A 21,675-nucleotide genomic window follows, 5' to 3' on the forward strand; every position below is an offset into this window, starting at 1 on the left:
TTAATGTAATATTCTATGGTTAATCCGTAATTCCGTGTATCCTTAAGCACTATACAGACGTATTTCCGGGTAAAAGGTTACGTCCCGCCTCCGGTTCCCGCATTCCCATTGGTCCCGTTGTTCCCAGTATTCGCCGTGCCCCCTACATTCCCTGCGTTCCCAGTGCCTTCGCTTCCACTAATTGCGTCCGTATTCTCCGGAGTGGCTTCAGGGAGCAGGGTAGGTACAGGTGTCGCCGTAGCTGAGGGCTCGGGGCTACTGGTAGGGATCTCCTCGGTAACGTCCTCTTCACCCGAGACAGGCTCTGCACTTGGCTCCGGGGTGGGTACACTTCCCGTTACCCCGGCCTCAGGTGCTTCAGTGGCAGGCGGGGCCGTCTTCGACTTCAGCTCCACAGTCACAGTCAGACTTTGCTCTGTCTGATTCAGCGAAAGGAACCGTGGCAGCGACACCTTCAATCTGACCTGATGTGTCCCTGCCTTCAGGTTATCCACATCGGCGACTACGCTTAGACTGCCCGGGTCCAGTGGATCCAGCAGCGTTGCGGCCCCAGACAATGTGAGCGATACCGTCTGGCCGGGAGGGTCCGTAATTACGGCCTCCAGCCCGCTGCCTGCACCCTCCACCCGGATTGGAATATTATCAAACGTTCTCTGAACCACCTCAGAGGTTGATATCGAGACACTCACCTTACCGGGTTCTACCTTTTGTGTTCCGGCAGGCGGTGTCAGCTCAACCTCCAGCTGCCTCGTTCCGGCGGTGTCAATGGAGCCCAGGTCCACAGTAGCTTGATAGGAAGACAAGGCCTCCAAGGACTGCTTGCTCCCATATACCACTATGTTCTCCAGTTCCGGTGTCACTCCGGACAACACCAGTGAATCCGGCAATTTCCCGGTGAAGCCGATATCGAGAGGAACGCTTTTATTCGGAAGGGTTATTGGAATTTCTGCCGATACAGAGGAAGGGTCAATGACGGCATCTTTAATCTCTTTGCCATTTTTGTCATAGGCATAGAGCTTGATTTTTTTCTCCGTAAACGTCTCGTTCTCCCCATCAAGCTCTATCGTCCCCTGTACCTTGACCACCCTGCTCAGTTCGCTGTCAGCCAGTGTAACCTTTGCTGTCTCAGGCTCGATGACCGGAGTCCCAACCTGATAGCCCTCAGCCGGCGCTCCACTGGTATTCACGGTTACCGGAAAAGCTTTGGTATTCCGCAGCTCCACATGCACATTCACCTCACTGGGCGTCATGGACTCCAGAGTTACACCATTGGGCAGAAAATAATTGAGCGGAAGCGTATTGTCGCCCGGCTCCACCTTGCTTAAGTCAAGTGTCACTCTATAAGCATCCGAGAGCTTGAAGGTGAGATCGGAGTTGTTGCCCCGGACCTCCATCCTTACACTGTCGGCATCCTTGGATTGAAGCACATACTTCTCCTCATCCAGTCCGGTGACCTCAATCTGCACATTCTCAATGATCTTTGTATCCAGCCTGACAGTGGTGGATGACACCGGGTCTGTATCTGCATGCACCATCGCCCAGAGGACGATTCCGAGCGCAATCGCCAGAATTTTGGTGAAGGTATTGTTATTAATCCACTTATCCATTGTCCTTGGCCCCCTTCCGTTTCCAGAAAGCAGAACCTTTCTCCTTCAGCGGAGAATTCGCACGCAGCTCTTCATAAAGCTTGGAAATCAGGGACTCTTCCTTAATATCCCGCACAATCTGCCCGTTCATCGCCAGCGAAATCTTGCCGGTCTCCTCGGACACAATGACAGAGACAGAATCGGCCACTTCGCTGATGCCAATAGCCGCACGGTGGCGGGTTCCCAGCTCTTTGCTGATGAACGGGTTCTCGGATAAGGGCAGATAACAGGCAGCAGCCGCGATCTGGTTGCCCTGCATTATGAGCGCACCGTCGTGCAGCGGAGTATTGGGAATAAAAATATTAATCAGCAGCTCGGAGCTGACGACAGAACGCATGGGAATTCCGGACTCCGTATATTCATTCAGTCCCGTCGCCCGTTCAAAGACAATTAATGCCCCTATTTTGCGCTCAGCCAAATAATTCACAGCTTTGATCACTTCACCGATCAGCTTGCTGATCTCCTCATCATTCTCACCGGCCCGTCCAAAGAACTTGCCCCGGCCCAGCTGCTCCAGCCCCCTTCGCAGTTCAGGCTGAAAAATAATAAATATCGCAAACACACCAAAGGTAAACATCTGGTTCATCAGCCACTTGAGTGTGTACAGGTCCAGAAGGGTACTTACGGCCCAAATGACCACCAGCACGAGAATCCCCTTCAGCAGTTGAATCGCCCGGGTGCCCCGCACCATATTGAGTACCTTATAGATAATGTAGCTAACAATCAGGATATCGATTATATCTTTAATGGACTCTTTCCATGTAAGGTCGGTAAAATAACTCATTGCCCAAAACCCCCGTCATCAGATTAGCTGGGTTTATGTAAATTGTCTGTTAGCTCTGTATCATATCTAGGTTATAACGAACAAGCCCAGGTTGCAAGTTTCCGGGCGGTGAAATATCACACAGACAAATTTAAGGCAACAAAAAGCGCCTTCTTTCCGGAAAAAGAGGCGCAGATGATATTCTTGGCAGGTGCAGCTACTGTTATTAACGGTAGGCGACATCAGAGAACATGTTCGTCACTTTATACCAGAGCCAGCTTACTGCTTGGTCTATACTTTGAACTTGCCCGGAAATATGAGCCGTTGAAGCCTGATACAGCGAGCCGTCGATGACAGTGACATTGCCGTTCACTTCACCAAACACCTGAGTTTCACCATTCTCCACCGTGAGATTCCCGGAGATTACTTTGCCGGAAGGAACAATTACCGTATCCCCTTTGATGACAACCTGGTCCAGATCCGTCCCGCGGACCACCAGCTGCCTCTCTTGATTCCAAAAAGTAACGGAGCTCATCAGCATCACCACAAAAAACACCGAGGCCGCTGTTAGCGCCGGATGCTTCTTGATCCAGGTAATAAACCGTCTTTCCTTCTTGGGTTTCGGAATAGAATTCATAATCCGTTCCACCAAATCTTCCGAGGCTACGGGATTCTGGTGCATCAGGGAGAACATCAGCATATCAGTCTGTTCCAACTCTTTAAACTTCAAACGGCAATCCGTGCAGGACAGAAGATGCTCCTTCAGTTCCCTCTGCTGCGGTTTGGGCAAGTCGTCATCCAAGTAATCATGCATCATAGAGACGGCCAGTTTGCATTCCATAGGAGCCAATCCTTTCATGAGTGCTATTTAATTATTTCAAGACCATGGGACAGTGCATAAGACTTGCTTAACTTACATACGTCCCTCCCGGACAGACGTTTCATAAAATAAATTCTAATTTTACATTTTAGGGCCTAATTTTTTACGCAAAAATTCACGGCCCCGGTGAACGCGGGTCTTGATTGTCGTCACGGGCATGTCCAGCACATCACTTATCTCCTGAAGCGACAAATCCTGCAGATATCTGAGAATCATGACCGATCTGTATTTCACGGGCAGGCTGTCAATGGCCTCGTAGATCAGTCTCTGCGTCTCGGACAGCAGAAGTTCGGTCTCCGGCGTCACATTATCACTAGGGATCATGGAATAGCCGTCAATACCCTCCTGGTCGTTCATTTCAGCATCCAGCGAATACACAGGTTTCCGTTTGCGCAATTTATCTATACACAGATTCGTCCCGATCCGGTAAATCCATGTGGAGAACTTCTGTTTATCATCATAACGGTCCAAATTTCTGTACACACGCAAAAAAGTTTCCTGAACAATATCTTCCGCCTCATGACGGTTGTTCAGCATCCGATATCCTAAATGATAAATTTTGTCTTTATATAGTTCCACAAGCTCGGCAAATGCCCTTTGGTCGCCCTTCAAGGCGAGCTTTGTCAATCTGCCTTCCAAATTCTCCACCTGTTAACTCCCCCAGACTTGCCGCCCCTGGTCTTCCCTCTCAAATGAATGTCCATGGTACAAGCATTTAAATCGTAATTCAAGTTTGTGGAAAAATCAAGGTTTGTGTTGTTACCTTCTGTATTAGTGTGGCAAAAGCTGCAGGCCCTCGGCCGGTGATCGAGGCTGCTGCGAGAAACATTTGGACCTCCGGTCGCTGTTTTCCTCCGATTTCTTAATTTATAACCGCACCTGCGGTTGAAATCGGAGAATAAAGGCGCACGCTGACGCTCCTCCAGTTCCAAATTCCCTCGCAGCCAGTAGAGCTGCTGCCAACACCTCATGGATGATGCAACATGCGGACTCAGAAGGCGCTATTTTACCGAAAATAGCGGTTTGCGCCCTTTTGCGGACTGACGATCCGCTATTGCAAAGAAAGTATGCTCCATAGAGCTTCATTCGAGCAAATATCGGCTTCCCAGTCCGGTTATGCTCTAAAAAGGTGCCGCAGCAGCAAATAACGGCCCTCCTGTCCGTCAAGCGGAGTTCGAAGCCCCCAGACAACCGTCACAAAACCAAAAACACCCGCCCTCTAAAAAAGGGCGGGCGGTTGGTTCCATAGAAGGATCAGCCCGTATTCCGCAGTCCGGCGGCAATGCCGTTGATCGTGAGCAGCACTTCGCGCAGCAGATCAGGGTCATCCCCGTCTTTGTCCCGCAGCTCTCTGAGCTCGGCCAGCAATTGAACCTGCAAATAACTGAGCGGGTCCACGTACGGATTGCGCAACCGGATCGATTCCTGAATAACAGGCACGTTATCCAGAATATCCTGCTGGCCGGTGATCTTGAGGATCAGTTCGGAGGTCAGCTTGAACTCGGCCTCAATCTGTCCGAAGATCCGCTGTCTGGCTTCTTCGCTTTTGCCCATGCTGGCATATTCCTTGGCGATGACCAGATCAGCCTTGGCAATGGCCATCTGCAGGGTATCGATCAGGGTAGTGAAGAACGAGAAGTTCTCATACATATGCTGCATGATCTTGAGGTTCTCTTCCTTACCGTCATAGAAACTCTGCAGACCTGTACCCGCTGCATACCAAGCCGGCAACAGATAGCGGCTCTGCGTCCAGGCGAATACCCATGGAATCGCACGCAAATCCTCAAAGCGGTCGCTGTTCTTTCGCTTGGAAGGCCGTGAGCCAATATTCAGTTCTCCCACTTCCGGCAGCGGTGTCGACTCTTTGAAATAGGTCAGGAAATCCGGATCACGGAAGATCAGATCCTGGTATTTGTGAAGCGAGACTTCGGAAATGCGGGCCACGATCTCTTCCCACTTATCTTCATACAGATCGGTATGCGGGGTTCTGGCATTCACTGCCGCGATCACCAGCGCCGAAGTTGCCTGCTCCAGACTGCGGTAGGCAATTCCTTGCATAGAATAGCGGGAGGAGATGACCTCGCCCTGCTCCGTAATCTTGATGCCTCCGCCAATGGTTGACGCAGGCTGAGCCAAGATACTGCGGTTCAGCGGCATACCGCCCCGTCCGAGCGCTCCGCCCCGTCCATGGAAGAATTTCAGCTTGATGCCGAATTCATCGGCCGTAGCTGTAATTTGCTTCAGAGCAACGCGAAGCTCCCAGTTCGCGGTAACCACGCCGCCGTCTTTGTTGCTGTCCGAATAACCCAGCATGATTTCCTGCATATCATTCATGGCTCTTACGGCATCCCGGTATATAGGCATGCTGAGCAGCCGGTGCATAATTTGCGGCGCTTCGTGTAAATCTTCGATGGTTTCGAAGAGTGGCACAGCCTGCAAAGTGCAGACCACGGTACCATCATTGTCCTTGCGGAACAGACCGACTTCCTTGGCGAAGACCATCACCTCCAGAATGTCGCTGGCGGCTTCTGCCATACTGATCAGATAGCTGGTAATACAATGCTTTCCGTATTCGTCCTGCGCCGTAAAGATAGTCCGGTACACTGCCAGACACTCTTCTGTTCCTTCGCTATACGTCTGGTAGGGCGAAGTCAGCGGGCGCGGATCGTTCAGCAGCTTCTCCAGAAGATCTACTTTATCGTCCTCCGACAGCTTGGAGTAATCCGGAGTGATGTTCATTTTCTCCAGAATTTCCGTCATCGCATTTTCATGCTCCTGACTGTGCTGGCGAATATCCAGGGTAGCCGTATGGAATCCGAACAACTCCACTTGGCGGATAAGCTTCTTAATATAAGTGTCGGCCACATAATCGGCATAATGATGCCGCAGGCTGCGGTCGATAACATTCAGGTCATGGATGAAATCCTCAGGAGAGGCGTAACGCTCCGGTGTGCCTTTTTTCTCATCGTCCAGCACGTTCTGTGTCTTGGAGATCATATAACTGAGTTTAATCCGGTAGGGCTCATGGTCATTGCGCCAAGCATCGACCCGATCCAGATTAATAATGTTGCGGTCCGACTCAATGGAATCCACAAGCTCAGGAGTCACACTCACAATGCTCGTACTAAAACTCAAATACTGCATCAGCTCGCGCATAATCCGCTGGTATTCCCGAATAGCCAGCTTGCGCTGCATCCGCAGCGTCTGCAGGGTGACGGAAGAGGTTACCGAAGGATTGCCGTCCCGGTCACCGCCGATCCACGAACCAAAACGCAGATACGTGGGCACATGCCAGTTCTGTCCCGGATAATATTTGCTTAAGCAGCGTTCAAGCTCCTGGTATACGTCCGGCAATACATGAAAAATCGTCTCGTGGAAGTAATACATCCCGTTGCGCACTTCATCGAGTACGGTCGGCTTACGGTCACGCAGTTCATCCGTTTGCCACAGGGTTATCACTTCATTAAGAAGTTTCTCACGAAGCTGTTCGCGTTCCCGGAAGGTCAGAGTAGGATTGTCCAGGCCCATCACATCATCAGAAATCCGTTTGTGAATATCAAGAATAGCCCGGCGCATAGCTTCCGTAGGGTGGGCTGTCATGACCAATTCAAGCGACAGTCCCTTGATAATCTCATAAACTTCCTCATGGGAGAAGTCACGTTCGCGAAGCTCCTGAATCGCGCTCTCGATAGAACCAGGCTGTACCGTCTCCCCGGCGGAACGCTCATAATCACGTTTGCGGCGAATCCGGTGATTCTGTTCGGCAATATTCACCAATTGAAAATAAATGGCGAACGCCCGTATCACCTGGTGGCGATTCTCTGAATCCAGGGAATTGATTAACTCCTTAAATTCACTGTGCAGTTCAGGCAAAAACAATGAGCGCAGCGATTTGCTGGTCTCGCGGATCTTCTCCACAATCTCCAGCAGTTCGTTGCCGCCTTGGTGAACCAAGACCTCGCCCAAAATATTCCCCAGGAACCGTACGTCCCGCCGCAGCAGATTGTTTGAATTGCTTTTGCTGACGGTAGTCGTAAGTTCGGTCATTCTGCTCCCCCCATCCTATTTTCTGGATCAATGTTTATCCATTGTCTATTGAAGCTTTCCTCATATCATACAATAAAACCGCCCGGAAATCTTCATCTTTATTACGCTGTAAAGCGATACAGTAATTTCGATTATACACCAAATCAAGACTTTACACAGCAGGTAATTATAGTTTTACCGACCGCAGCAGCTCAATAAACAAACCGACCAGTGGTGAATAATGGCGGTCCCTGTTGTAGGAGTAGAAGATATGCCTGTGAAAATGATAATCCGGGATAGGACACATCAGCAGTTCTCCCCTATCCACTTCCTCCTGGACAGCCAGCCTTGATATGAAAGAGACATGTTTGCCGCTGGACAGCGATTGCTTGATAGCCTCCAAAGAGTCGAGCAGAATGCCTGCTCTGGGCTGAACCCCGCCTCTCTCAAACCATTTGTCGGTTAACTGGCGTGTGCTTGATTCCTTGTTATGCAGGATGAAATTGGCGGACAAAATAGCGGCCGGACTTAGTTCGATCATTTCGGCAAAGGGATGCGAAGGAGCGAACACAAGGACCAGCTCATCCTCGCATAACGCCTGACTGTGCAGGCTGGGCAGATAGAAAGACTCTGTAGACAGTATTCCCAGGTCAATCTCATGGCTGGCGAGCATTTCTTTGATGACCGGCGACGGCTTAACCGACAAGGACAACGTTACACCGGGATGCTGCTCTCCAAATTTTCCGAGGATCTTCGGCAAAATGTAGGTAGCGGGCACATAACTGGCGCCAATCTTCAGCGTTCCCCGGTCCGCCTGACTGAACTCCTTCACGACCCGCTCCGCTTCTGCGGCGAGTGCGTTGATTTTGACGGCATAATGGAGGAACGCCCTTCCGCTCTCCGTCAGGATCATTTTATCCATTCGCGATTCGAACAGTTTCTCCCCGAGCTGCTGCTCCAGATTCTTCAAATGATACGTCACCGTAGGCTGCTTGAGTCCGAGTTCATCGGCCACTGATGTAATTTTCTTGTGCTTGTCCAATAGTTCCACGATTTGCAGCTTGATCAAATTCAGATTCACCCTGGTCCACTCTCCCCTCTGATTCTTCCACCATACCATCGAAAAATTCTATGAATGTTAAAAGAAATCAGCAAAAAAGTTAATATCGTCGTTACACTCGGCAAATATAGGGGAAATCGTTGGGATTTACACTGAGTACAAGCTTAAGAACAGGCAGGTACATGAGATGAGAGAACTGACACTGAACGGTTTGGCCAAAAAATATGGAGAAGTCCAGGCGCTGCAGCCGGTCCATCTGACTCTTGCTGCGGGGAGCTTCACGACGCTGCTCGGCCCTTCGGGCTGTGGCAAAACCACGCTGCTGCGGCTGCTGGCCGGACTTGAAACCCCGGATGCGGGGGAGATACGGGTAGATGGCGAGGCTATTTTTTCGCTTCAAAAGAAAGTCAGCCAGCCTGTCCACCGCCGGAACTTCGGCATGGTCTTTCAGGACTTTGCCCTCTGGCCGCATCTGACGGTCTTTGAGAATGTGGCTTTCGGCCTGCGGGCCTCCGGCCAGACCAAGGAGCTCCGCAGCCGCGTACAGGAAGCGCTGCGTTCCGTCCGGCTGGAGGGGCTGGAGTCACGCTTCCCCCATCAGCTATCCGGCGGGCAGCAGCAGCGGGTCGCTTTTGCGAGAGCCGTCGTCACCCGGCCCCGGCTGGTCCTGTTCGACGAGCCGCTAAGTGCGCTTGATGCCGTCCTCCGGGACGAAATGCGCCTGGAGCTGCTGTCCCTGGTCAGACATCTGGGCATCACCGCCCTGTATGTGACCCATGACCAGACCGAAGCGATGTCCATGTCGGATGTAGTGGTTGTTATGCATGGAGGAAGTGTGCTCCAGACGGGTGCGCCGGAGAGTATCTACCGCAAGCCCATCCATCCGTTTGTGGCGAACTTTATCGGCAAAACCAACTGGATCGAGCCCGGGAAGCAGATGCTGCGGCCCGAACAGCTTCACTTTGCCCAGCCGGGCCCTGCTGCGCTTTCTTTTCACGGGACGGTCCGCCATGCCAGCTATTTGGGCGACCGCTACGAGATTATTGTGGACATGGAAGAAGGCCGGGGCAGCTGGACGGCGTATCACGATCAGCGGCTGGCTGCCGGAGAAACACTGCAATTATACGTTTTGCCGCAAGACATTCATCATCTAATTTAAATTCTGGGGGGTAATTCTTTTGACATCAACACAAAACAAAAAACGGCTGGGTTCCATTCTTCTAACCACTATACTGGGTCTGACTCTGGCCGGGTGCGGTTCTGCGAACACCCCTGCGGCGGGAAAAGACGGCGAAGCCACAGGCAACACCGGAAATTCGGCGGCCAAGGCAGAGACCTCCGCGCCTGTTGAGAAGACTCTTAGCGGAAAACTTGTCGTGTACAGCGCAGGCCCTGAGGGGCTCGCCAATAAAATTAAAGAAGGTTTTGAAGCCAAAACCGGGGTAACAGTCGAAATGTTCCAGGGTACTACCGGTAAAATCCTTGCCCGGATGGAAGCCGAACAGAGCAATCCCGTCGTTGACGTGGTCGTGCTGGCCTCCCTCCCATCCATGCAAGGCATGAAGAACGACGGATTATTGCTTCCATATAAAGAAGCTGTCCATGCGGACAAGCTCGTCAGTGAATGGTCGGATGCGGACGGCAGTTATTTCAGCTACAGCGCCTCTGCGCTTGGCATTGTCTATAACACAAAGAAAGTGACCACTCCTCCTACCTCTTGGGCAGACCTTGGCAAACCCGAGTGGAAAGGGCTGGTGAACATCCCTGACCCGTCACTGTCCGGTTCGGCGCTCGATTTCATGACGGGTTATCTAAGTGCAAAGGGAGAGGGCGGCTGGGATCTTTTCAAGCAATATAAAGCGAATGAAGTGGCAATGGCGGGCGCCAATCAGGAAGCGCTGGACCCCGTGATTACCGGTGCTAAATCTGTCGTTGCCGCAGGTGTCGACTATATGGCGTACAACGCCAAAGCAGCCGGCGAACCGCTCGATATCGTTTATCCGGCAGAAGGCACAGTAATCAGCCCGCGTCCGGCCGCGATTATCAAAACCAGCCCTAACGTGGATAACGCCAAAGCTTTTATCGACTATCTGCTCTCTGATGAAGCCCAAGGCCTTGTAGCCAAAGCTTATCTGCTGCCTGGCAGAACTGATGTCACCCCAGAGGGCCGCGCCAGCCTGGATGAGATCACAACCTTTGATGTGAAATGGGACTGGATGAACGAACACGGCGATGAAGTATCCACGACATTCACAACAATGTTCAAGTAAGCACAATGAACATTCACTCTCTGCGCTCACTCAAATGGGTGAGCGGCAGTCTGGCCCTGTTTCTCCTGGCGATTCTGGTGCTGCTGCCGCTCCTCCTGATTTTTTGGACCAGTATATATCCTGACCGGCAGCTTGATCTTGCCGCGCCGCTGCGGACGATACTCGGCAATCCTGATCTGCTGCAGGTTCTGCTTAATTCTGTGGGTCTAGGCGTCAGTGTCATTGCATTGACCACTGTCTTCGCTCTGCCGCTGGCCTGGATTATGGCCAAAACCGATCTGGGACGCCACGCCTGGCTCGATGTGGTACTGCTGATCCCGTTCATGACTCCGCCGTATATCGGCTCGATGGGCTGGATGCTGTTCATGCAGACCGGAGGATATATGGAGCAGTTCGTGCCGGCGGCTGCGGTGCTGACGCCCTACTTCTTCTCGTATGGGGGAATGGTGCTGATTATGAGCCTGCATCTCTTCCCGTTCCTCTATTTGCTGCTGCGCAACGCGCTCCTGCAGATCGGAGGCAGTCTGGAAGAAGCGGCCTCTGTACACGGAGCACCCTTCTTCTACAAGTTCAAAAGAGTCATAATTCCGCTGCTGCTGTCCAGCTACGGGCTGGGGGCGCTGCTGATCTTCGTCAAGACGATTGCCGAGTTCGGGACACCAGCCACCTTCGGCCGTAAAATCGGCTTCTACGTGCTGACCTCGGAGATTCATAAATACATCTCCAGCTGGCCGATTGATTTTGGCAAGGCGACCTCCCTGGCTTCTTTGCTGCTCGGCGTATGCCTGGTGATGTGGTATATCCAGACCATCATCAGCAGCCGCTTCTCCTACCGCTTGGTTGGAGGCAAAGGGATACGCAGCAAACGCCATCCGGCTAAAGGGATTGTAGGTGTGCTGAGCTGGGGATACGTAGTCGTATTGCTGGCGGCTTCGATAGGCGTTCCTTATTTCTCGATCGTAACGGCTTCGCTGCTGAAGCTGCGCGGGGAGGGACTATCGTGGGGGAACCTCACGCTGCGGCATTATGCCGAGCTGCTCGCCCCGGGGTCACCGGGCCAACAAGCGCTGCTGAACAGCTTCGGTCTGGCCCTTGTGGCATCCAGTATCGCGGTCATTCTCGGCACATGGTTTGCTTTGACGATCGGCAAGGCCGGCACCCTGCGGCAAAAAATAACCGATCTGTTCAGCCTGCTGCCGAACACCGTACCGGGTATTGTGCTTGTAGTCGGGCTGATTCTCTTCTGGAATTCACGCTGGATGCCCATTCCGCTCTATAATACGTACGGAATGGTGGTCCTGACTTATGTCGTGCTGTTCCTGCCGTACACCGTACAATATGTAAAAGCCAGCTATGGGCAGCTCGACCCGGCGCTCATGCAGGCCGGGCAAATCTTCGGCGGAACCCCGGCGTATGTCTTCCGCCGGATTCTCTTGCCGCTGCTCTTGCCGGGCATGGCCGCAGGCTGGATGATGACCTTCACGATCTCCAATCGTGAACTGGTCGCTTCCCTGCTGATCCTGCCGCCGTCGATGCAGACGGCAGCGACGTATATTTTTGCCCAGTTTGAACAAGGCGCGGTAGCGATGGGTATGGCGATGGCCGTCATTTCCGTCGGCATTACCACCGCCTTGCTGCTCGTGATCCAATATGTAAGCCCAGACAGAAAGCGGAGACATTCATGACAACAACTACTCTATCGATATGGGGAGGTGCGGGAGAGCATGGGCGCTCCTGTTATCTCTTGCAGCACGGAACATCCGCGATCCTACTGGACTGCGGCGTTAAGAAGGAAGGGCCCGGCGAATATCCTTTGCTGGACCGGGAGATTGTCCGGAAGCTCCAGACGGTGTTTCTGTCCCATGCCCACGAAGACCATTCGATTGCCCTCCCCCTGCTCTATAAATACGGATATACAGGTGAAATATGGACCACCCGCGAAACCGCGGGGCAGCTCCCGGGCTATTTTGCGGCTTGGAGCAGGTATGCCGAAGCCAAGGGCGTAGCCTTACCTTATGGGGAAGACGACCTGGCGGCAATGCGGTTTATGTATCTGGAGGATCATGCCGAACCACTGACATGGGTGACCCTTGCGCCCGGTCTTCGCGTGTTGTGGGGCCGCAGCGGGCATCTGGCCGGAGCGGTCTGGCTTGCCCTGGAGTGGAATGGCAAGAAGCTGTTCTTCTCGGGGGATTATACGGAAGAGTCGCTGCTCTTGGCCGTGGACCGGCCGGAGGGGATTTTCGGACAGGAGGTTGCAGACTGCTCCGGGGGAACCGGGGAACCCGGCCGCGTAGCAGTCCCCGCTGACCTGGCCCTTGTCGATGCCGCCTACGGCACCGATCCTGACGGGCAAGCCGCGAAGCTGGGGCAGCTTGAGGCTGCCCTCCGCCTGACACTGGCGGGGAGCGGCTCGGTATTGTTGCCCGTGCCGCTCCATGGGCGGGGCCAGGAGCTGCTGCTGTGGGCCAGCGAACGGTTCCCCTCCACCCGGCTGGTGGTGGAGGAAGCTCTGCTCGCCCCAATAAGATCTTGGAGCGTTGGCTCCGCGTGGCTGCGGCCGGATGCTGGTGAGCGCCTGCAGGCGCTTTTGCGTCATCCGAATCTGGATGTAGTCTCCACGTGGACCGAACGCGAAAAAGCCATGCAGAAGCTGCATGGGGCCCTTGTGTTCACGAACGACGGGATGATGGCCTCCGCCAAAGCACAGTGGTACTACTCGCAGTTGGCCGCTTCCCCCGGCAATCAGGTGATCTTCACCGGGCATCTCCCTAAGGGCGGCTTCGCACGCCGTCTCTTTCAGGAGCAGAGCAGCACGGCCTGTCCCGTGTCTCTTATCCGCTACAAAGTACATCAGGGTCTGCCGGACATCCGCAGCATGCTGACAACCGTGCCGAGTTCCCATACTGTGCTGGTTCATGCAGCTAAACAAGGGACAGATCACGTGGTTAACCTTTTACACGGTGAAGGATTTACGGAGCTATATTCCCTGCTGCCGGGCAGCCGGATCTCTTTTTAGAATTGTATTATTATGTAACTATATTGATTGAACTGAAATTTTTCAAATGGAGGTAATGATCGCAACTGCGGTGAATGTTTGGACTTCCGGCCGCTGTTGTCCCCAGATTTCTTGATTTATACCGCTATTCGCAGTGGAAATCCGGGGACAGCTTATGCTTACGAGGCGAGCTTTCCTATGGAAAGCTTTGGGGCCGACGCTACCGCTCCTACAGTTCCAAAATCCCCCTCCGTTACTTTCTCCTTGTTATTGTATTTTTTAGTTCATTCTATATAGTTCATTTCTTACTTTGCCGACCCGGACCGGTTGTGAAAAGCCAATTCAAACAATCCCGTGGCGGACAAACCCGCCAGGCCACCGGACCAGAGCCGCAGTGCCAACGTTAGATCGCTGAACGGATACGCCGCAGCACCTACCAATAGCCCGATGCACAATCCAATAAAAGGAATAAGCCGGCCCGGAAGCTGCATGCTATTTTTGAACAATTGCACCAGAGCCAGCACAAATACAGCCAGAACCGAAGCAAAGGCCAGCACGTTATTTAGAATATCACTCGTAGTCATCGTAAATCCCTCCTATTCATCTAGTTATTTGCCGATAGATCAGCGTTTGCTTGTAAGCTCAACGGTTCTGGTTGCTGAATCGTAGCCCACCTGTACTCCCAGTGCTTCCGCCAGCACACGCACCGGTACATAGGTGATGCCTTTGTCCAGAATGCCGTCGGCAATCTTCACTCCATTGACTTTGACCACAGCAGTTGTTGCAACGTTCAATTCCTCTCCCCCTTTAATGTTCAGCAGCTTATTCGCCGCATCTACAGCCGCCGCAGACGGTTTGCTCCCCGCCCTGAGCTGCGTGAGCGTCAGCCCGAACGTCATCTGGAAATGGGGATAGTCTTTAAAGCGGGTCCAGTCGCCCCCCCACTCAAATCCCAGCTGTTTGGCTTCCTGCGCCACTTCTTGCCAATCTGCCAGTCTGTTACTGTTGTCATCCCTCTTCATGTCCCATGAGGCACTTTTCCCATCCGGCAGCAGCAGGGCAAAATCGACAGCCAATCCATAGTTGTGGTAGCTATTGCCGCCTTTGGCATGGGTCACAATCGCTCCCTTCACGGTGCGTCCCTGCGCATACAGCTTGTCCTGTTCGGCAATCGTCCGCAGCCCCTGCGTAATGAGAATCGCGATCCTGCGCTGATAACAGCGTTCAATCAACAGCGTAGCAGCGTTTAGAACTACGGGATGCAGACCGGGTAAGCGGGACGCCGATTTATTTTTCACCTGAGCCAGTGTGAGCATCTTGTTCCTCCTTCGGGTTCTTTCTTTCGAAATGAATGAACTGGTCATACGTCCCGGAACGGGTCTGCAGCGCCAGAACAATCAATCCGCCTGTCGTGCCAAGCTGGGCTAAGGCCCAGGCATATTGCAGCCAAAAGTTAAGCTCCGGGAGCTCGGCTCCCAACAGCTTAGCCAGCTCTACCAGCAACACAAGCAGCATGTGGACCGTATAGGCTGTCAGAAAAAAAAGCATTTCCAGCATAAATACGCTGACCACGCCTTTTTGAAAACGTTCATAGAAATAATTTCGGTGGCAAAAAATGATATACCCTGAGCAAGATACGGCAGCACCGTACATCACCATTCTTACGATATCAATCATTTGCATGATGATCCCCTCGATCATAAACCAAATATTTGGCAAACTTATTGCGTTCAATCTCCTCCTGAATCTCCTGCGAGACATTCTGATAACGGCTGATGGTCAAAGTGACGCTGGTAGAGGCTTTGCGCAGTTCCCACTCTTTATCCGCGTGCCGGGGGAGCAGCAATCGCCGAATCCATTGTGACAACATGCTTTAACTCCCCCTGTCTTCCGTGTGGTCAATCTTCAGTTTGCGCAGCACATCCAGTGTCGGCTGCATAAATTCCGAGCGCTCCTTGTCCAAAATGGCCTGCAGCCGGTCCCGGTCCTCTTCGGCACGGTCCAGCAGTTCCCGTGGCACGAGGCTGCCTTTCATTACCGCTCTCCATTGGAACATGACAACGATGAGCAGGATGAAAACCAGCATCACGGCGAGGCCGTATTTTTCGGCAAGTGGAAGTAACTTCTCAATATCTGCTATACGTTCCGCGTCCATTCCCCGCTCCCTCCTCTTCTGAAAATAGCCCCCGGGGAGTCCCGAGGGCAAAATAAAAACGCCTCTTTGGGCGCCATCGTTATTTATCTTCTTCAGTCAAATATTCCAGTCCGGAATCCACCAAGATATCCTTTACGTCCGATTTGAGCGTGAATGGAACCTCATTGTACTTGGTTTTACCCAGTATTACACGTTGCGCGAAGAACATGACCATCATGACATCACCTCCCCTCTAGGCGAGAAACCAATATGGAAGCCGCAGGATCATTTGTACAGTTGAGTAGCCAACTCGGCTATTACGTCCTCAATAAAATCGGATCGCTCAGATTGAGCAGTGATCTGTGCCTTGAGCAGGGCATTTTCTTTTTGAAGCTTCTCCATCTCAGTTAGTTCCGGCGGTTTATTGGCCTCTGCTTCCAGGTAGGCTTCCCAGGCTGCCTGTAGTTCCTCTTCGGTCGGTTGTGGTTCCTCCAGGTTCCATTCTGCGATGTATGGTCCTTTGCCATCGCTGTCGTCGCGGATCTCAAAATCCTTCAGCGGGCTTTTACCTGGAAATAAGTGTAGGATAGCGGACGCTATGTTCATCAGCTTAGTCCTCCTTTAAGATATTCTGAATAAGTGGACGCCCGTAGCGTCTGCCGCAGGGTTTATAGTAACAGTACTAGTGGAAAATAACTCGACACTAATAACATTGCCCGTGTCCGCGCTTATCGGGAATGACGCCTGACAGTAGTAGTGCCCAGTGTGCGTAATGGCTGTTGTGTCCAGAGTATAATATACAGTACTCTGTTTAACCCGCATTACAAGATTACCGCCTACAACTGCGTCATTTACGTATAGTCTTGCCGTTAGTAAGTACACCCCCGACTGCCGGACTGTGAAATGCGACTGTATCGCGTCGTATTCGTTCATATAGTCGTAGTTTTTCACCTGGAACGTAACACGTGTCCAAGTATTAGCAGCTATGGACTGTACGGCTGATTTAACCGCAAACGCTCCAGTCCTTGACTGCGTGTTATTGTCTCCCCAGGGGTTAAGTACACCGCTGGTGATAATGCTGGAATAGGTAGCTTCATGTGTTGCACCTGTCGGTTGTGTCCCATACTTTGTGATTAATGACCCCAAGCCAGCCACTACGCCCGTTGCATTACTCCCGCCCGTATTATTATTTATCATAATATCGGCACTAACCCCATAAATACCTATGCCCCGGTTGGAAATGGTGCAGGTTTCTACTACCCCTTTTTGCCCCTGAATATCAAAGCCTATTGCCGTTGTTGCGGGTGCCACACAAACACATGACAAAAACGTAACAAAACCCCCATCGTACGCCGCGAACCCTGACTGGGTTGTAGAGTTGGCAGTCATACCGACTACAGTCACGCGAGAACAACGTATTAGTGATATTGATTTCACGGTGGCACTGCTACCCGAAATACCAACATATCCGGAACCATAAATCCCCGATAATGTGACGTCCTCCGCGTACGTTCCAGACGCCACATTAATAGCCACGATGTGGTTAACGATTTGCGGTATCATACTTATCGCCTTACCTACCGTCTTAAACGCCCCGCCTGCTGTGTTTGCCAGACCGTTATTGGCGTCATTTCCATCAGTACGGACATAGTACGTGAGTGCAGCAGTCGTCTTTTGCGGTGTTGTCGCTACCGCCGCCTTCCCATTTAACTGCCCCTGAATCCCGCTCGTGACCCCATCCAAATACCCGAACTCCGTATTGGACACAACTCCCGTGCCGATCTTGGAGGCATCGATCGCCGCTGCCGCATTCACATCCGCATTGACAATAACTCCCGGAGCGATTGCCGTTACACCGTCACCGGTACTGGTGACGTCTCCCGTGTGGTTGGGATGGGTATATTTGTTGGCTCCTGCTGCAATCCCGTTTAGTTTCACCTTATCGGCAGCCGACATCCGGCCCGGCTCCGTTGCAGAGGCCTGTTTGACTACTTCCATATCCAAAATGTCCATGTTGCCGTTGAGATCATCAATGTTTACTAAGTCCGTATCTTCCGGCTTTTTCAAATTTAAATTTCCGGTTGTTTTCATTCTTCACTCTCCTATCCGTAAGTTCTTAGTTCCTTCCATGTCATCGGCCGCAGTGCTCCCCATAATAGGGATTGAATGGACTCCCAATACGTAAAGGTATAAGCAAACTCATAAGCGAGATGCGCCGGCTTGATTTCTTCAAGTATCTGAATGAGCCCCGCCATATTGGGCGGTATGCCCAGGATACCGACGAACCGCACTACAAAGCGGTATTCCCCTGGCACCTCTTCCACTAATACATCCCCGCCGCTAAAGGCAGATGCCGTCCGCTGGATCATCTCGGGGGTGGTTGTTCCGGTCCCGCGCATTTTGGCCTTGACCATCTCTCTGCGGTTCACAAGAGATTTCGACGGGTCTGTCGGCAGTCCAAGTTCGGATTCCCAACGTCCTAAGCCCCACGTGGCTGACTCAAGAAAGGCTTGATCAACAATTTCGGGCAAATTCCCCTTTAGATCCCCCGCTTCAATTCCAAGGATCTTTTGAAGTTCGGTCATCTCCATAATATTTTGATAATACAGCGGTAAATACTGCATTAAGTCAACCGGCTGCCCAGCTTCGGGATCGACTGTCGATGTATCATCAGCAAATAAGCCATTACCGTATTGCAGATCACTATATTGCACCTGTTACACCCCCCCTAAGTTGGCCCCAGGTCAACGGACCGGAAGGCATGTAATTGTGGGAGTGTACGCTGGGAGGGTATGTCGCTGGCTTATTGCTCACTCCAGTCCAAGGAACCGACTCAGCAGCATCCACGATTCCACTGTTATTGGTATCGTAAATCAACTTGCTCATATCCCCGGCACCTACACTCGCCAACTGAGATTGTATGGCTTGCATGGTCCGCTGCGGTGTCATGTATTTGGCACCGCTCGTTCCGGACTCTGCTTCCGCTTGGGAGGCGAGTCCATAGTTTTCGACGTTGGATAAGCCCACATCGGATTTATCTACAACAACTGCTCCCGTACGGCCCACAACACTCGTGACGGTATTGACCTGCGCCCCCGCTACCACCCCATCCAATTTGCTTTTGTCGGCTGCACTCATCAGTCCAGCTGTGCTCACGGTTGCGGCTGCGGTGGAAGCTTTAGCATTCCAGTTCGTCCGCTCCACAGCAGTGATATGGCGGACGTTATCCGCCTCGTGGTCGGATAGATCGCCAGCAACGGCGTCAGCCTTGGCCTGCGACCCGGATGGCGTTTCTTTAGCGCTCCAGGCAAGCTTTTCCGCATCCGTTACAAAACGGTTACCAGCATCTTGTGTAATGATAGATGGCGGATGATTCGTAGGGTGCACATAATGGTTAGCGGCAGCAGCTACTCCGGCCAGTTTGGTTTTTTCGGCGGTGGAATAATCGTTGGCCGAAAGTCCTTTCCCTGCTTCTTTCTCTACCTTGCCCGCGAGTTGTGTTGTCATTGTACCGGCAAAATCAGGGTCATTATTCAGAGCATCGGCAATTTCCTTCAAGGTATCCAACGCTTCCGGGGCGGCTGCCACGACGGATTGTATCCGGGCATCCGTCTCCGTCTTGGTATAAGTGTTGGTTTTGTCTGCTTTGGACAGCAGTTGCGTGTCAACGTAAGTCTTCTCAGCCTTACCACTCTCCACGGCCGCCAGCCGGGTCCGTGTATTCGCCACAAGTGCGTCATTAACCCCTTTGTACCGGTTTATCTCGGTCTGCGTAACCGTTACAGCATCCTGCAGCACGTTAATGTCGTCAGCCTCTACGGTATCGCCCGGGGTTTCATAGGTGACGTAGACCTCCGCAGCAGCCGTATATATCTTAATAAGCCTGCGCCACGGTGTGGAGTCGGGAATGGAGATCGTAAAATTCGTAACGCGTTCCCCTGTAAAACGTGAGCCGGTATAGACCCGGACCGTATCATTGTTGATGTTGTCGTGCCGCAATGGCCCCTCATATACTCCCGCCGGGATCGGCAGCTGTTCTTCAATTACATAATTCTTGCCTGTGGGATTTTTGTTTAGTTTTTCTTCAAATACATCTATGTTATCTGGATAAGCCATGTTACACCCCCAAGCTCACTGTGCCTATTAAGGGCACTTCTTCATCGGATAAGGCCACGTTCCCGGTACTGCCGTTAAGCAGCAGATCCCTATAGTCCAGAACGCCATCCGTGGCAAGCAAAAGAGCGCCGACTACAGCATGACTGACATATGTCGTCTCAAATCCGCGGCTTTTACGCCAAGCTTCCAATCCGGATTGAAATACATCAGTCACCCCTTGCAGCGAATATCCGCTGGCCAAGACTACCTTTGCAAAGACATTGATCGTTTTGGCCACGGCCGCAGCAACCGTAACCACCGCTCCAATGGGGGCCTGGCCTTCCCCTTTTCCCGCAGCCGGGTCAATATAATCCTGCACCTGGGCAACCAGCAGTTCAGAAGCCGGTAGCATCCCGGTATCCACAATGACCACTTTGACGGTCTTCGGACCGTTCCATAGTGGAAAAACGTGTGCGCCACCCACCCCGGCAATCTGCTGCGCCCACTCCATGTAGTGATATTTATTGCCGCTGGTTGCCGGACGTCTGGCCGCATCCAGATACCGCTGACGCAGGGCGTCGTCCGATTCGGCATCTTCGCCGGGGATCAGCAGGGCTGTAATTTCCCCCCGGGCCAGGTTCGCAATATAATCCACCGGCAGCAGCACACCGAAATAACGGTTGCCTTCGCTGCCCGCCAGCTCACTTTCCAGACGGTAGGTCCCCGGAGCCAGCTTCTCTACAGCCGTGTAATTCAGCTTGTCCAGCGAAAAACGGCTGCCCAGCGGCACATCCAAAGGTTCCTGGGCGCTGTTCACAAAAACCGCCTTCAACTGCGCCTTGCTCGCCGCCTGCCTGACCACACCGGACCAGGCAATACTGCGTTCCAGATATTCGCCTGTCGCCGTATCCGCAAAATACAGATTGCTGTTGACGTCCAGCTCTATATACATCTGGGCCATTTCGGCAGCCGCCGGAGCCAGCGCATCGTAGATTATGCTGCCTTCACGTTTATCCAGTCCTTCCGGCACCCGGTCCAGCATCCGCTCCAGCAAGGCTTCATACGTCTGATCCTCATACATTGCCATCCATCTCCTTTCTCCACTGAAAATTCCCGTAACGGGTAACTACCGTGCATGAGAGCGCCAGATCATCTCCGCTAAAAGTAACCAACATGTCCTCCAGCGCCGTAATGCGGTCATCCTGCAGCAGGGCTTCACTCACGATCCGTTTGATTTCAGCTCGTACCAGCAGCCGGTCCTGTCCAAGCACCAGATTCCACTCTGTTCCATAATCGGAGCTGTAGATCAGGTGCTCGTACCGGAGTGTACGCAGAATTTTGGCCACGGCCTGTTTTACCGCTTCAAGTCCGTCTGTCTGCCCCGTAATCCGCTGTTTGTCCCAGTCCATCCGGTAAGTCCGGCTGGGACTTTCCATATCCTCCAGAGCTGCCGGATCTGCCTGGCGGAAAGGAATGGGGCCCGCTTGCCCAATCTCCGGAATCATCATGGCGTCACCAGCCTATCCAGCACAATATAGCTCTGCCCGCCCTGCATCCGAACCATCAGCACACGGTCCCCCGCAGCAAGCCCGCGACGCAGCACGACCTCCTGGCCGTTCAGCTCAAGCTTGCTTTCGGAGACCGATTCAGGTAGAACGAGCGCATGGCCGGATAGAATAAACTTCTGATCCACCTGAATCTGGAGCGGCTCCGCAAGGGTGACCGTTCCATAAGAAAAAGCCACCGGATTGGTATTGGAGACCGCCCCGAGGCTTGCTTTTTTTATAATATCGAGCATTACCT

Annotated in this window: 23 protein-coding genes; 4 read left to right on the forward strand and 19 right to left on the reverse strand. The window is 52.6% G+C overall.

Translation table 11 applies throughout. The annotated features are described in order from the left end of the window. Positions 1–77: 77 nt before the first annotated feature. The 6 genes from IEY53_RS29135 to IEY53_RS29160 form a co-directional block, all read right to left on the reverse strand. Positions 78–1,607: a CdaR family protein gene (locus IEY53_RS29135; protein ID WP_189031213.1), complete on the reverse strand. Its 1,530-nt coding sequence runs from the start codon at positions 1,605–1,607 to the stop codon at positions 78–80. After that, positions 1,600–2,430: a diadenylate cyclase CdaA gene (cdaA, locus tag IEY53_RS29140; protein ID WP_189031215.1), complete on the reverse strand. Its 831-nt coding sequence runs from the start codon at positions 2,428–2,430 to the stop codon at positions 1,600–1,602. Before cdaA ends, IEY53_RS29135 begins: the two co-directional genes overlap by 8 nt. 205 nt (positions 2,431–2,635) lie before the next feature. After that, the gene (locus tag IEY53_RS29145; RefSeq protein WP_189031216.1) at positions 2,636–3,250 is read right to left on the reverse strand and encodes a zf-HC2 domain-containing protein; all 615 of its coding nucleotides are present in this window, start codon (positions 3,248–3,250) and stop codon (positions 2,636–2,638) included. A 120-nt stretch (positions 3,251–3,370) separates the two neighbouring features. Next, positions 3,371–3,937 carry an RNA polymerase sigma factor SigW gene (gene sigW, locus IEY53_RS29150; RefSeq protein ID WP_189031217.1) on the reverse strand — a complete coding sequence of 189 codons (567 nt, stop codon included), beginning with the start codon at positions 3,935–3,937 and terminating at the stop codon, positions 3,371–3,373. Between the two features lie 606 nt (positions 3,938–4,543). Continuing rightward, complete coding sequence (ppc, locus tag IEY53_RS29155) at positions 4,544–7,336, reverse strand: phosphoenolpyruvate carboxylase (protein WP_189031218.1); 2,793 nt, start codon at positions 7,334–7,336, stop codon at positions 4,544–4,546. Positions 7,337–7,502: 166 nt separating this feature from the next. Further along, positions 7,503–8,396 carry a LysR family transcriptional regulator gene (locus IEY53_RS29160; RefSeq protein ID WP_189031219.1) on the reverse strand — a complete coding sequence of 298 codons (894 nt, stop codon included), beginning with the start codon at positions 8,394–8,396 and terminating at the stop codon, positions 7,503–7,505. 166 nt (positions 8,397–8,562) lie between these two features. Between IEY53_RS29160 and IEY53_RS29165 the strand changes: the two genes are divergently transcribed. Genes IEY53_RS29165 through IEY53_RS29180 form a run of 4 tightly spaced genes read left to right on the forward strand, consistent with a single transcriptional unit; the run spans position 8,563 to position 13,664 of the window. Beyond that, positions 8,563–9,534 carry an ABC transporter ATP-binding protein gene (locus tag IEY53_RS29165; protein WP_189031220.1) on the forward strand — a complete coding sequence of 324 codons (972 nt, stop codon included), beginning with the start codon at positions 8,563–8,565 and terminating at the stop codon, positions 9,532–9,534. A 19-nt stretch (positions 9,535–9,553) separates the two neighbouring features. Continuing rightward, positions 9,554–10,645 carry an ABC transporter substrate-binding protein gene (locus IEY53_RS29170; RefSeq protein WP_189031221.1) on the forward strand — a complete coding sequence of 364 codons (1,092 nt, stop codon included), beginning with the start codon at positions 9,554–9,556 and terminating at the stop codon, positions 10,643–10,645. A gap of 5 nt (positions 10,646–10,650) precedes the next feature. Next, positions 10,651–12,330 carry an ABC transporter permease gene (locus tag IEY53_RS29175; RefSeq protein ID WP_189031222.1) on the forward strand — a complete coding sequence of 560 codons (1,680 nt, stop codon included), beginning with the start codon at positions 10,651–10,653 and terminating at the stop codon, positions 12,328–12,330. Beyond that, positions 12,327–13,664: an INTS11 family MBL fold metallo-hydrolase gene (locus IEY53_RS29180; protein ID WP_189031224.1), complete on the forward strand. Its 1,338-nt coding sequence runs from the start codon at positions 12,327–12,329 to the stop codon at positions 13,662–13,664. The genes IEY53_RS29175 and IEY53_RS29180 overlap by 4 nt, the downstream gene beginning before the upstream one ends. 284 nt (positions 13,665–13,948) lie before the next feature. Here the strand turns inward: IEY53_RS29180 and IEY53_RS29185 are convergent, their stop codons facing one another. The 13 genes from IEY53_RS29185 to IEY53_RS29245 all read right to left on the reverse strand — a co-directional run bounded on the left by IEY53_RS29185 (position 13,949) and on the right by IEY53_RS29245 (position 21,670). Next, on the reverse strand, positions 13,949–14,227 hold the full coding sequence (locus tag IEY53_RS29185) for a holin (protein WP_189031226.1): 279 nt from the start codon (positions 14,225–14,227) through the stop codon (positions 13,949–13,951). A 39-nt stretch (positions 14,228–14,266) separates the two neighbouring features. Further along, positions 14,267–14,959 (reverse strand): M15 family metallopeptidase, encoded by a 693-nt coding sequence (locus IEY53_RS29190; protein WP_189031228.1) that lies wholly within the window; start codon positions 14,957–14,959, stop codon positions 14,267–14,269. Continuing rightward, the gene (locus tag IEY53_RS29195) at positions 14,931–15,320 is read right to left on the reverse strand and encodes a hypothetical protein (RefSeq protein WP_189031230.1); all 390 of its coding nucleotides are present in this window, start codon (positions 15,318–15,320) and stop codon (positions 14,931–14,933) included. The genes IEY53_RS29190 and IEY53_RS29195 overlap by 29 nt, the downstream gene beginning before the upstream one ends. After that, positions 15,313–15,513, reverse strand: a complete 201-nt coding sequence (locus IEY53_RS29200; protein WP_189031232.1) for a hypothetical protein — start codon at positions 15,511–15,513, stop codon at positions 15,313–15,315. The genes IEY53_RS29195 and IEY53_RS29200 overlap by 8 nt, the downstream gene beginning before the upstream one ends. 3 nt (positions 15,514–15,516) lie before the next feature. Beyond that, positions 15,517–15,798, reverse strand: coding sequence for a hypothetical protein (locus IEY53_RS29205; RefSeq protein WP_189031234.1), 282 nt, complete (start codon positions 15,796–15,798; stop codon positions 15,517–15,519). Between the two features lie 79 nt (positions 15,799–15,877). Further along, positions 15,878–16,015, reverse strand: coding sequence for a CD1375 family protein (locus IEY53_RS29210; protein WP_189031236.1), 138 nt, complete (start codon positions 16,013–16,015; stop codon positions 15,878–15,880). A gap of 47 nt (positions 16,016–16,062) precedes the next feature. Then, a complete protein-coding gene (locus IEY53_RS29215; protein WP_189031237.1) occupies positions 16,063–16,383 on the reverse strand; it encodes an XkdW family protein in 321 nt (106 codons plus the stop codon). Between the two features lie 15 nt (positions 16,384–16,398). After that, positions 16,399–17,868 carry a hypothetical protein gene (locus tag IEY53_RS29220; protein WP_189031239.1) on the reverse strand — a complete coding sequence of 490 codons (1,470 nt, stop codon included), beginning with the start codon at positions 17,866–17,868 and terminating at the stop codon, positions 16,399–16,401. An 11-nt stretch (positions 17,869–17,879) separates the two neighbouring features. Beyond that, complete coding sequence (locus tag IEY53_RS29225; RefSeq protein ID WP_229696427.1) at positions 17,880–18,491, reverse strand: YmfQ family protein; 612 nt, start codon at positions 18,489–18,491, stop codon at positions 17,880–17,882. Next, positions 18,481–19,893: a hypothetical protein gene (locus tag IEY53_RS35475; RefSeq protein WP_229696428.1), complete on the reverse strand. Its 1,413-nt coding sequence runs from the start codon at positions 19,891–19,893 to the stop codon at positions 18,481–18,483. Before IEY53_RS35475 ends, IEY53_RS29225 begins: the two co-directional genes overlap by 11 nt. Before the next feature lies 1 nt (position 19,894). Continuing rightward, positions 19,895–20,959, reverse strand: coding sequence for a baseplate J/gp47 family protein (locus tag IEY53_RS29235; protein WP_308424264.1), 1,065 nt, complete (start codon positions 20,957–20,959; stop codon positions 19,895–19,897). Continuing rightward, positions 20,946–21,377 carry a DUF2634 domain-containing protein gene (locus IEY53_RS29240; protein WP_189031241.1) on the reverse strand — a complete coding sequence of 144 codons (432 nt, stop codon included), beginning with the start codon at positions 21,375–21,377 and terminating at the stop codon, positions 20,946–20,948. The genes IEY53_RS29235 and IEY53_RS29240 overlap by 14 nt, the downstream gene beginning before the upstream one ends. Further along, the gene (locus IEY53_RS29245) at positions 21,377–21,670 is read right to left on the reverse strand and encodes a DUF2577 domain-containing protein (RefSeq protein ID WP_189031243.1); all 294 of its coding nucleotides are present in this window, start codon (positions 21,668–21,670) and stop codon (positions 21,377–21,379) included. Before IEY53_RS29245 ends, IEY53_RS29240 begins: the two co-directional genes overlap by 1 nt. Between the last annotated feature and the right edge of the window lie 5 nt (positions 21,671–21,675).

Source organism: Paenibacillus albidus, from assembly GCF_014644435.1.
In the GTDB taxonomy this organism is placed as follows: Bacteria; Bacillota; Bacilli; order Paenibacillales; family Paenibacillaceae; genus Paenibacillus_AQ; species Paenibacillus_AQ albidus.

Excerpts from the sequence above, each read along its gene's own strand:
- IEY53_RS29185 (WP_189031226.1), bottom strand. The coding sequence starts at position 14,227 with ATGACTACGAGTGATATTCTAAATAACGTGCTGGCCTTTGCTTCGGTT.
- IEY53_RS29190 (WP_189031228.1), bottom strand. The coding sequence starts at position 14,959 with ATGCTCACACTGGCTCAGGTGAAAAATAAATCGGCGTCCCGCTTACCC.
- IEY53_RS29220 (WP_189031239.1), bottom strand. The coding sequence starts at position 17,868 with ATGAAAACAACCGGAAATTTAAATTTGAAAAAGCCGGAAGATACGGAC.
- IEY53_RS35475 (WP_229696428.1), bottom strand. The coding sequence starts at position 19,893 with ATGGCTTATCCAGATAACATAGATGTATTTGAAGAAAAACTAAACAAA.
- cdaA (WP_189031215.1), bottom strand. The coding sequence starts at position 2,430 with ATGAGTTATTTTACCGACCTTACATGGAAAGAGTCCATTAAAGATATA.
- IEY53_RS29210 (WP_189031236.1), bottom strand. The coding sequence starts at position 16,015 with ATGATGGTCATGTTCTTCGCGCAACGTGTAATACTGGGTAAAACCAAG.
- IEY53_RS29200 (WP_189031232.1), bottom strand. The coding sequence starts at position 15,513 with ATGTTGTCACAATGGATTCGGCGATTGCTGCTCCCCCGGCACGCGGAT.
- IEY53_RS29245 (WP_189031243.1), bottom strand. The coding sequence starts at position 21,670 with ATGCTCGATATTATAAAAAAAGCAAGCCTCGGGGCGGTCTCCAATACC.
- IEY53_RS29235 (WP_308424264.1), bottom strand. The coding sequence starts at position 20,959 with ATGGCAATGTATGAGGATCAGACGTATGAAGCCTTGCTGGAGCGGATG.
- IEY53_RS29135 (WP_189031213.1), bottom strand. The coding sequence starts at position 1,607 with ATGGATAAGTGGATTAATAACAATACCTTCACCAAAATTCTGGCGATT.
- IEY53_RS29165 (WP_189031220.1), top strand. The coding sequence starts at position 8,563 with ATGAGAGAACTGACACTGAACGGTTTGGCCAAAAAATATGGAGAAGTC.
- IEY53_RS29240 (WP_189031241.1), bottom strand. The coding sequence starts at position 21,377 with ATGATTCCGGAGATTGGGCAAGCGGGCCCCATTCCTTTCCGCCAGGCA.
- IEY53_RS29205 (WP_189031234.1), bottom strand. The coding sequence starts at position 15,798 with ATGGACGCGGAACGTATAGCAGATATTGAGAAGTTACTTCCACTTGCC.
- IEY53_RS29145 (WP_189031216.1), bottom strand. The coding sequence starts at position 3,250 with ATGGAATGCAAACTGGCCGTCTCTATGATGCATGATTACTTGGATGAC.
- IEY53_RS29195 (WP_189031230.1), bottom strand. The coding sequence starts at position 15,320 with ATGATTGATATCGTAAGAATGGTGATGTACGGTGCTGCCGTATCTTGC.
- IEY53_RS29180 (WP_189031224.1), top strand. The coding sequence starts at position 12,327 with ATGACAACAACTACTCTATCGATATGGGGAGGTGCGGGAGAGCATGGG.
- ppc (WP_189031218.1), bottom strand. The coding sequence starts at position 7,336 with ATGACCGAACTTACGACTACCGTCAGCAAAAGCAATTCAAACAATCTG.
- IEY53_RS29215 (WP_189031237.1), bottom strand. The coding sequence starts at position 16,383 with ATGAACATAGCGTCCGCTATCCTACACTTATTTCCAGGTAAAAGCCCG.
- IEY53_RS29175 (WP_189031222.1), top strand. The coding sequence starts at position 10,651 with ATGAACATTCACTCTCTGCGCTCACTCAAATGGGTGAGCGGCAGTCTG.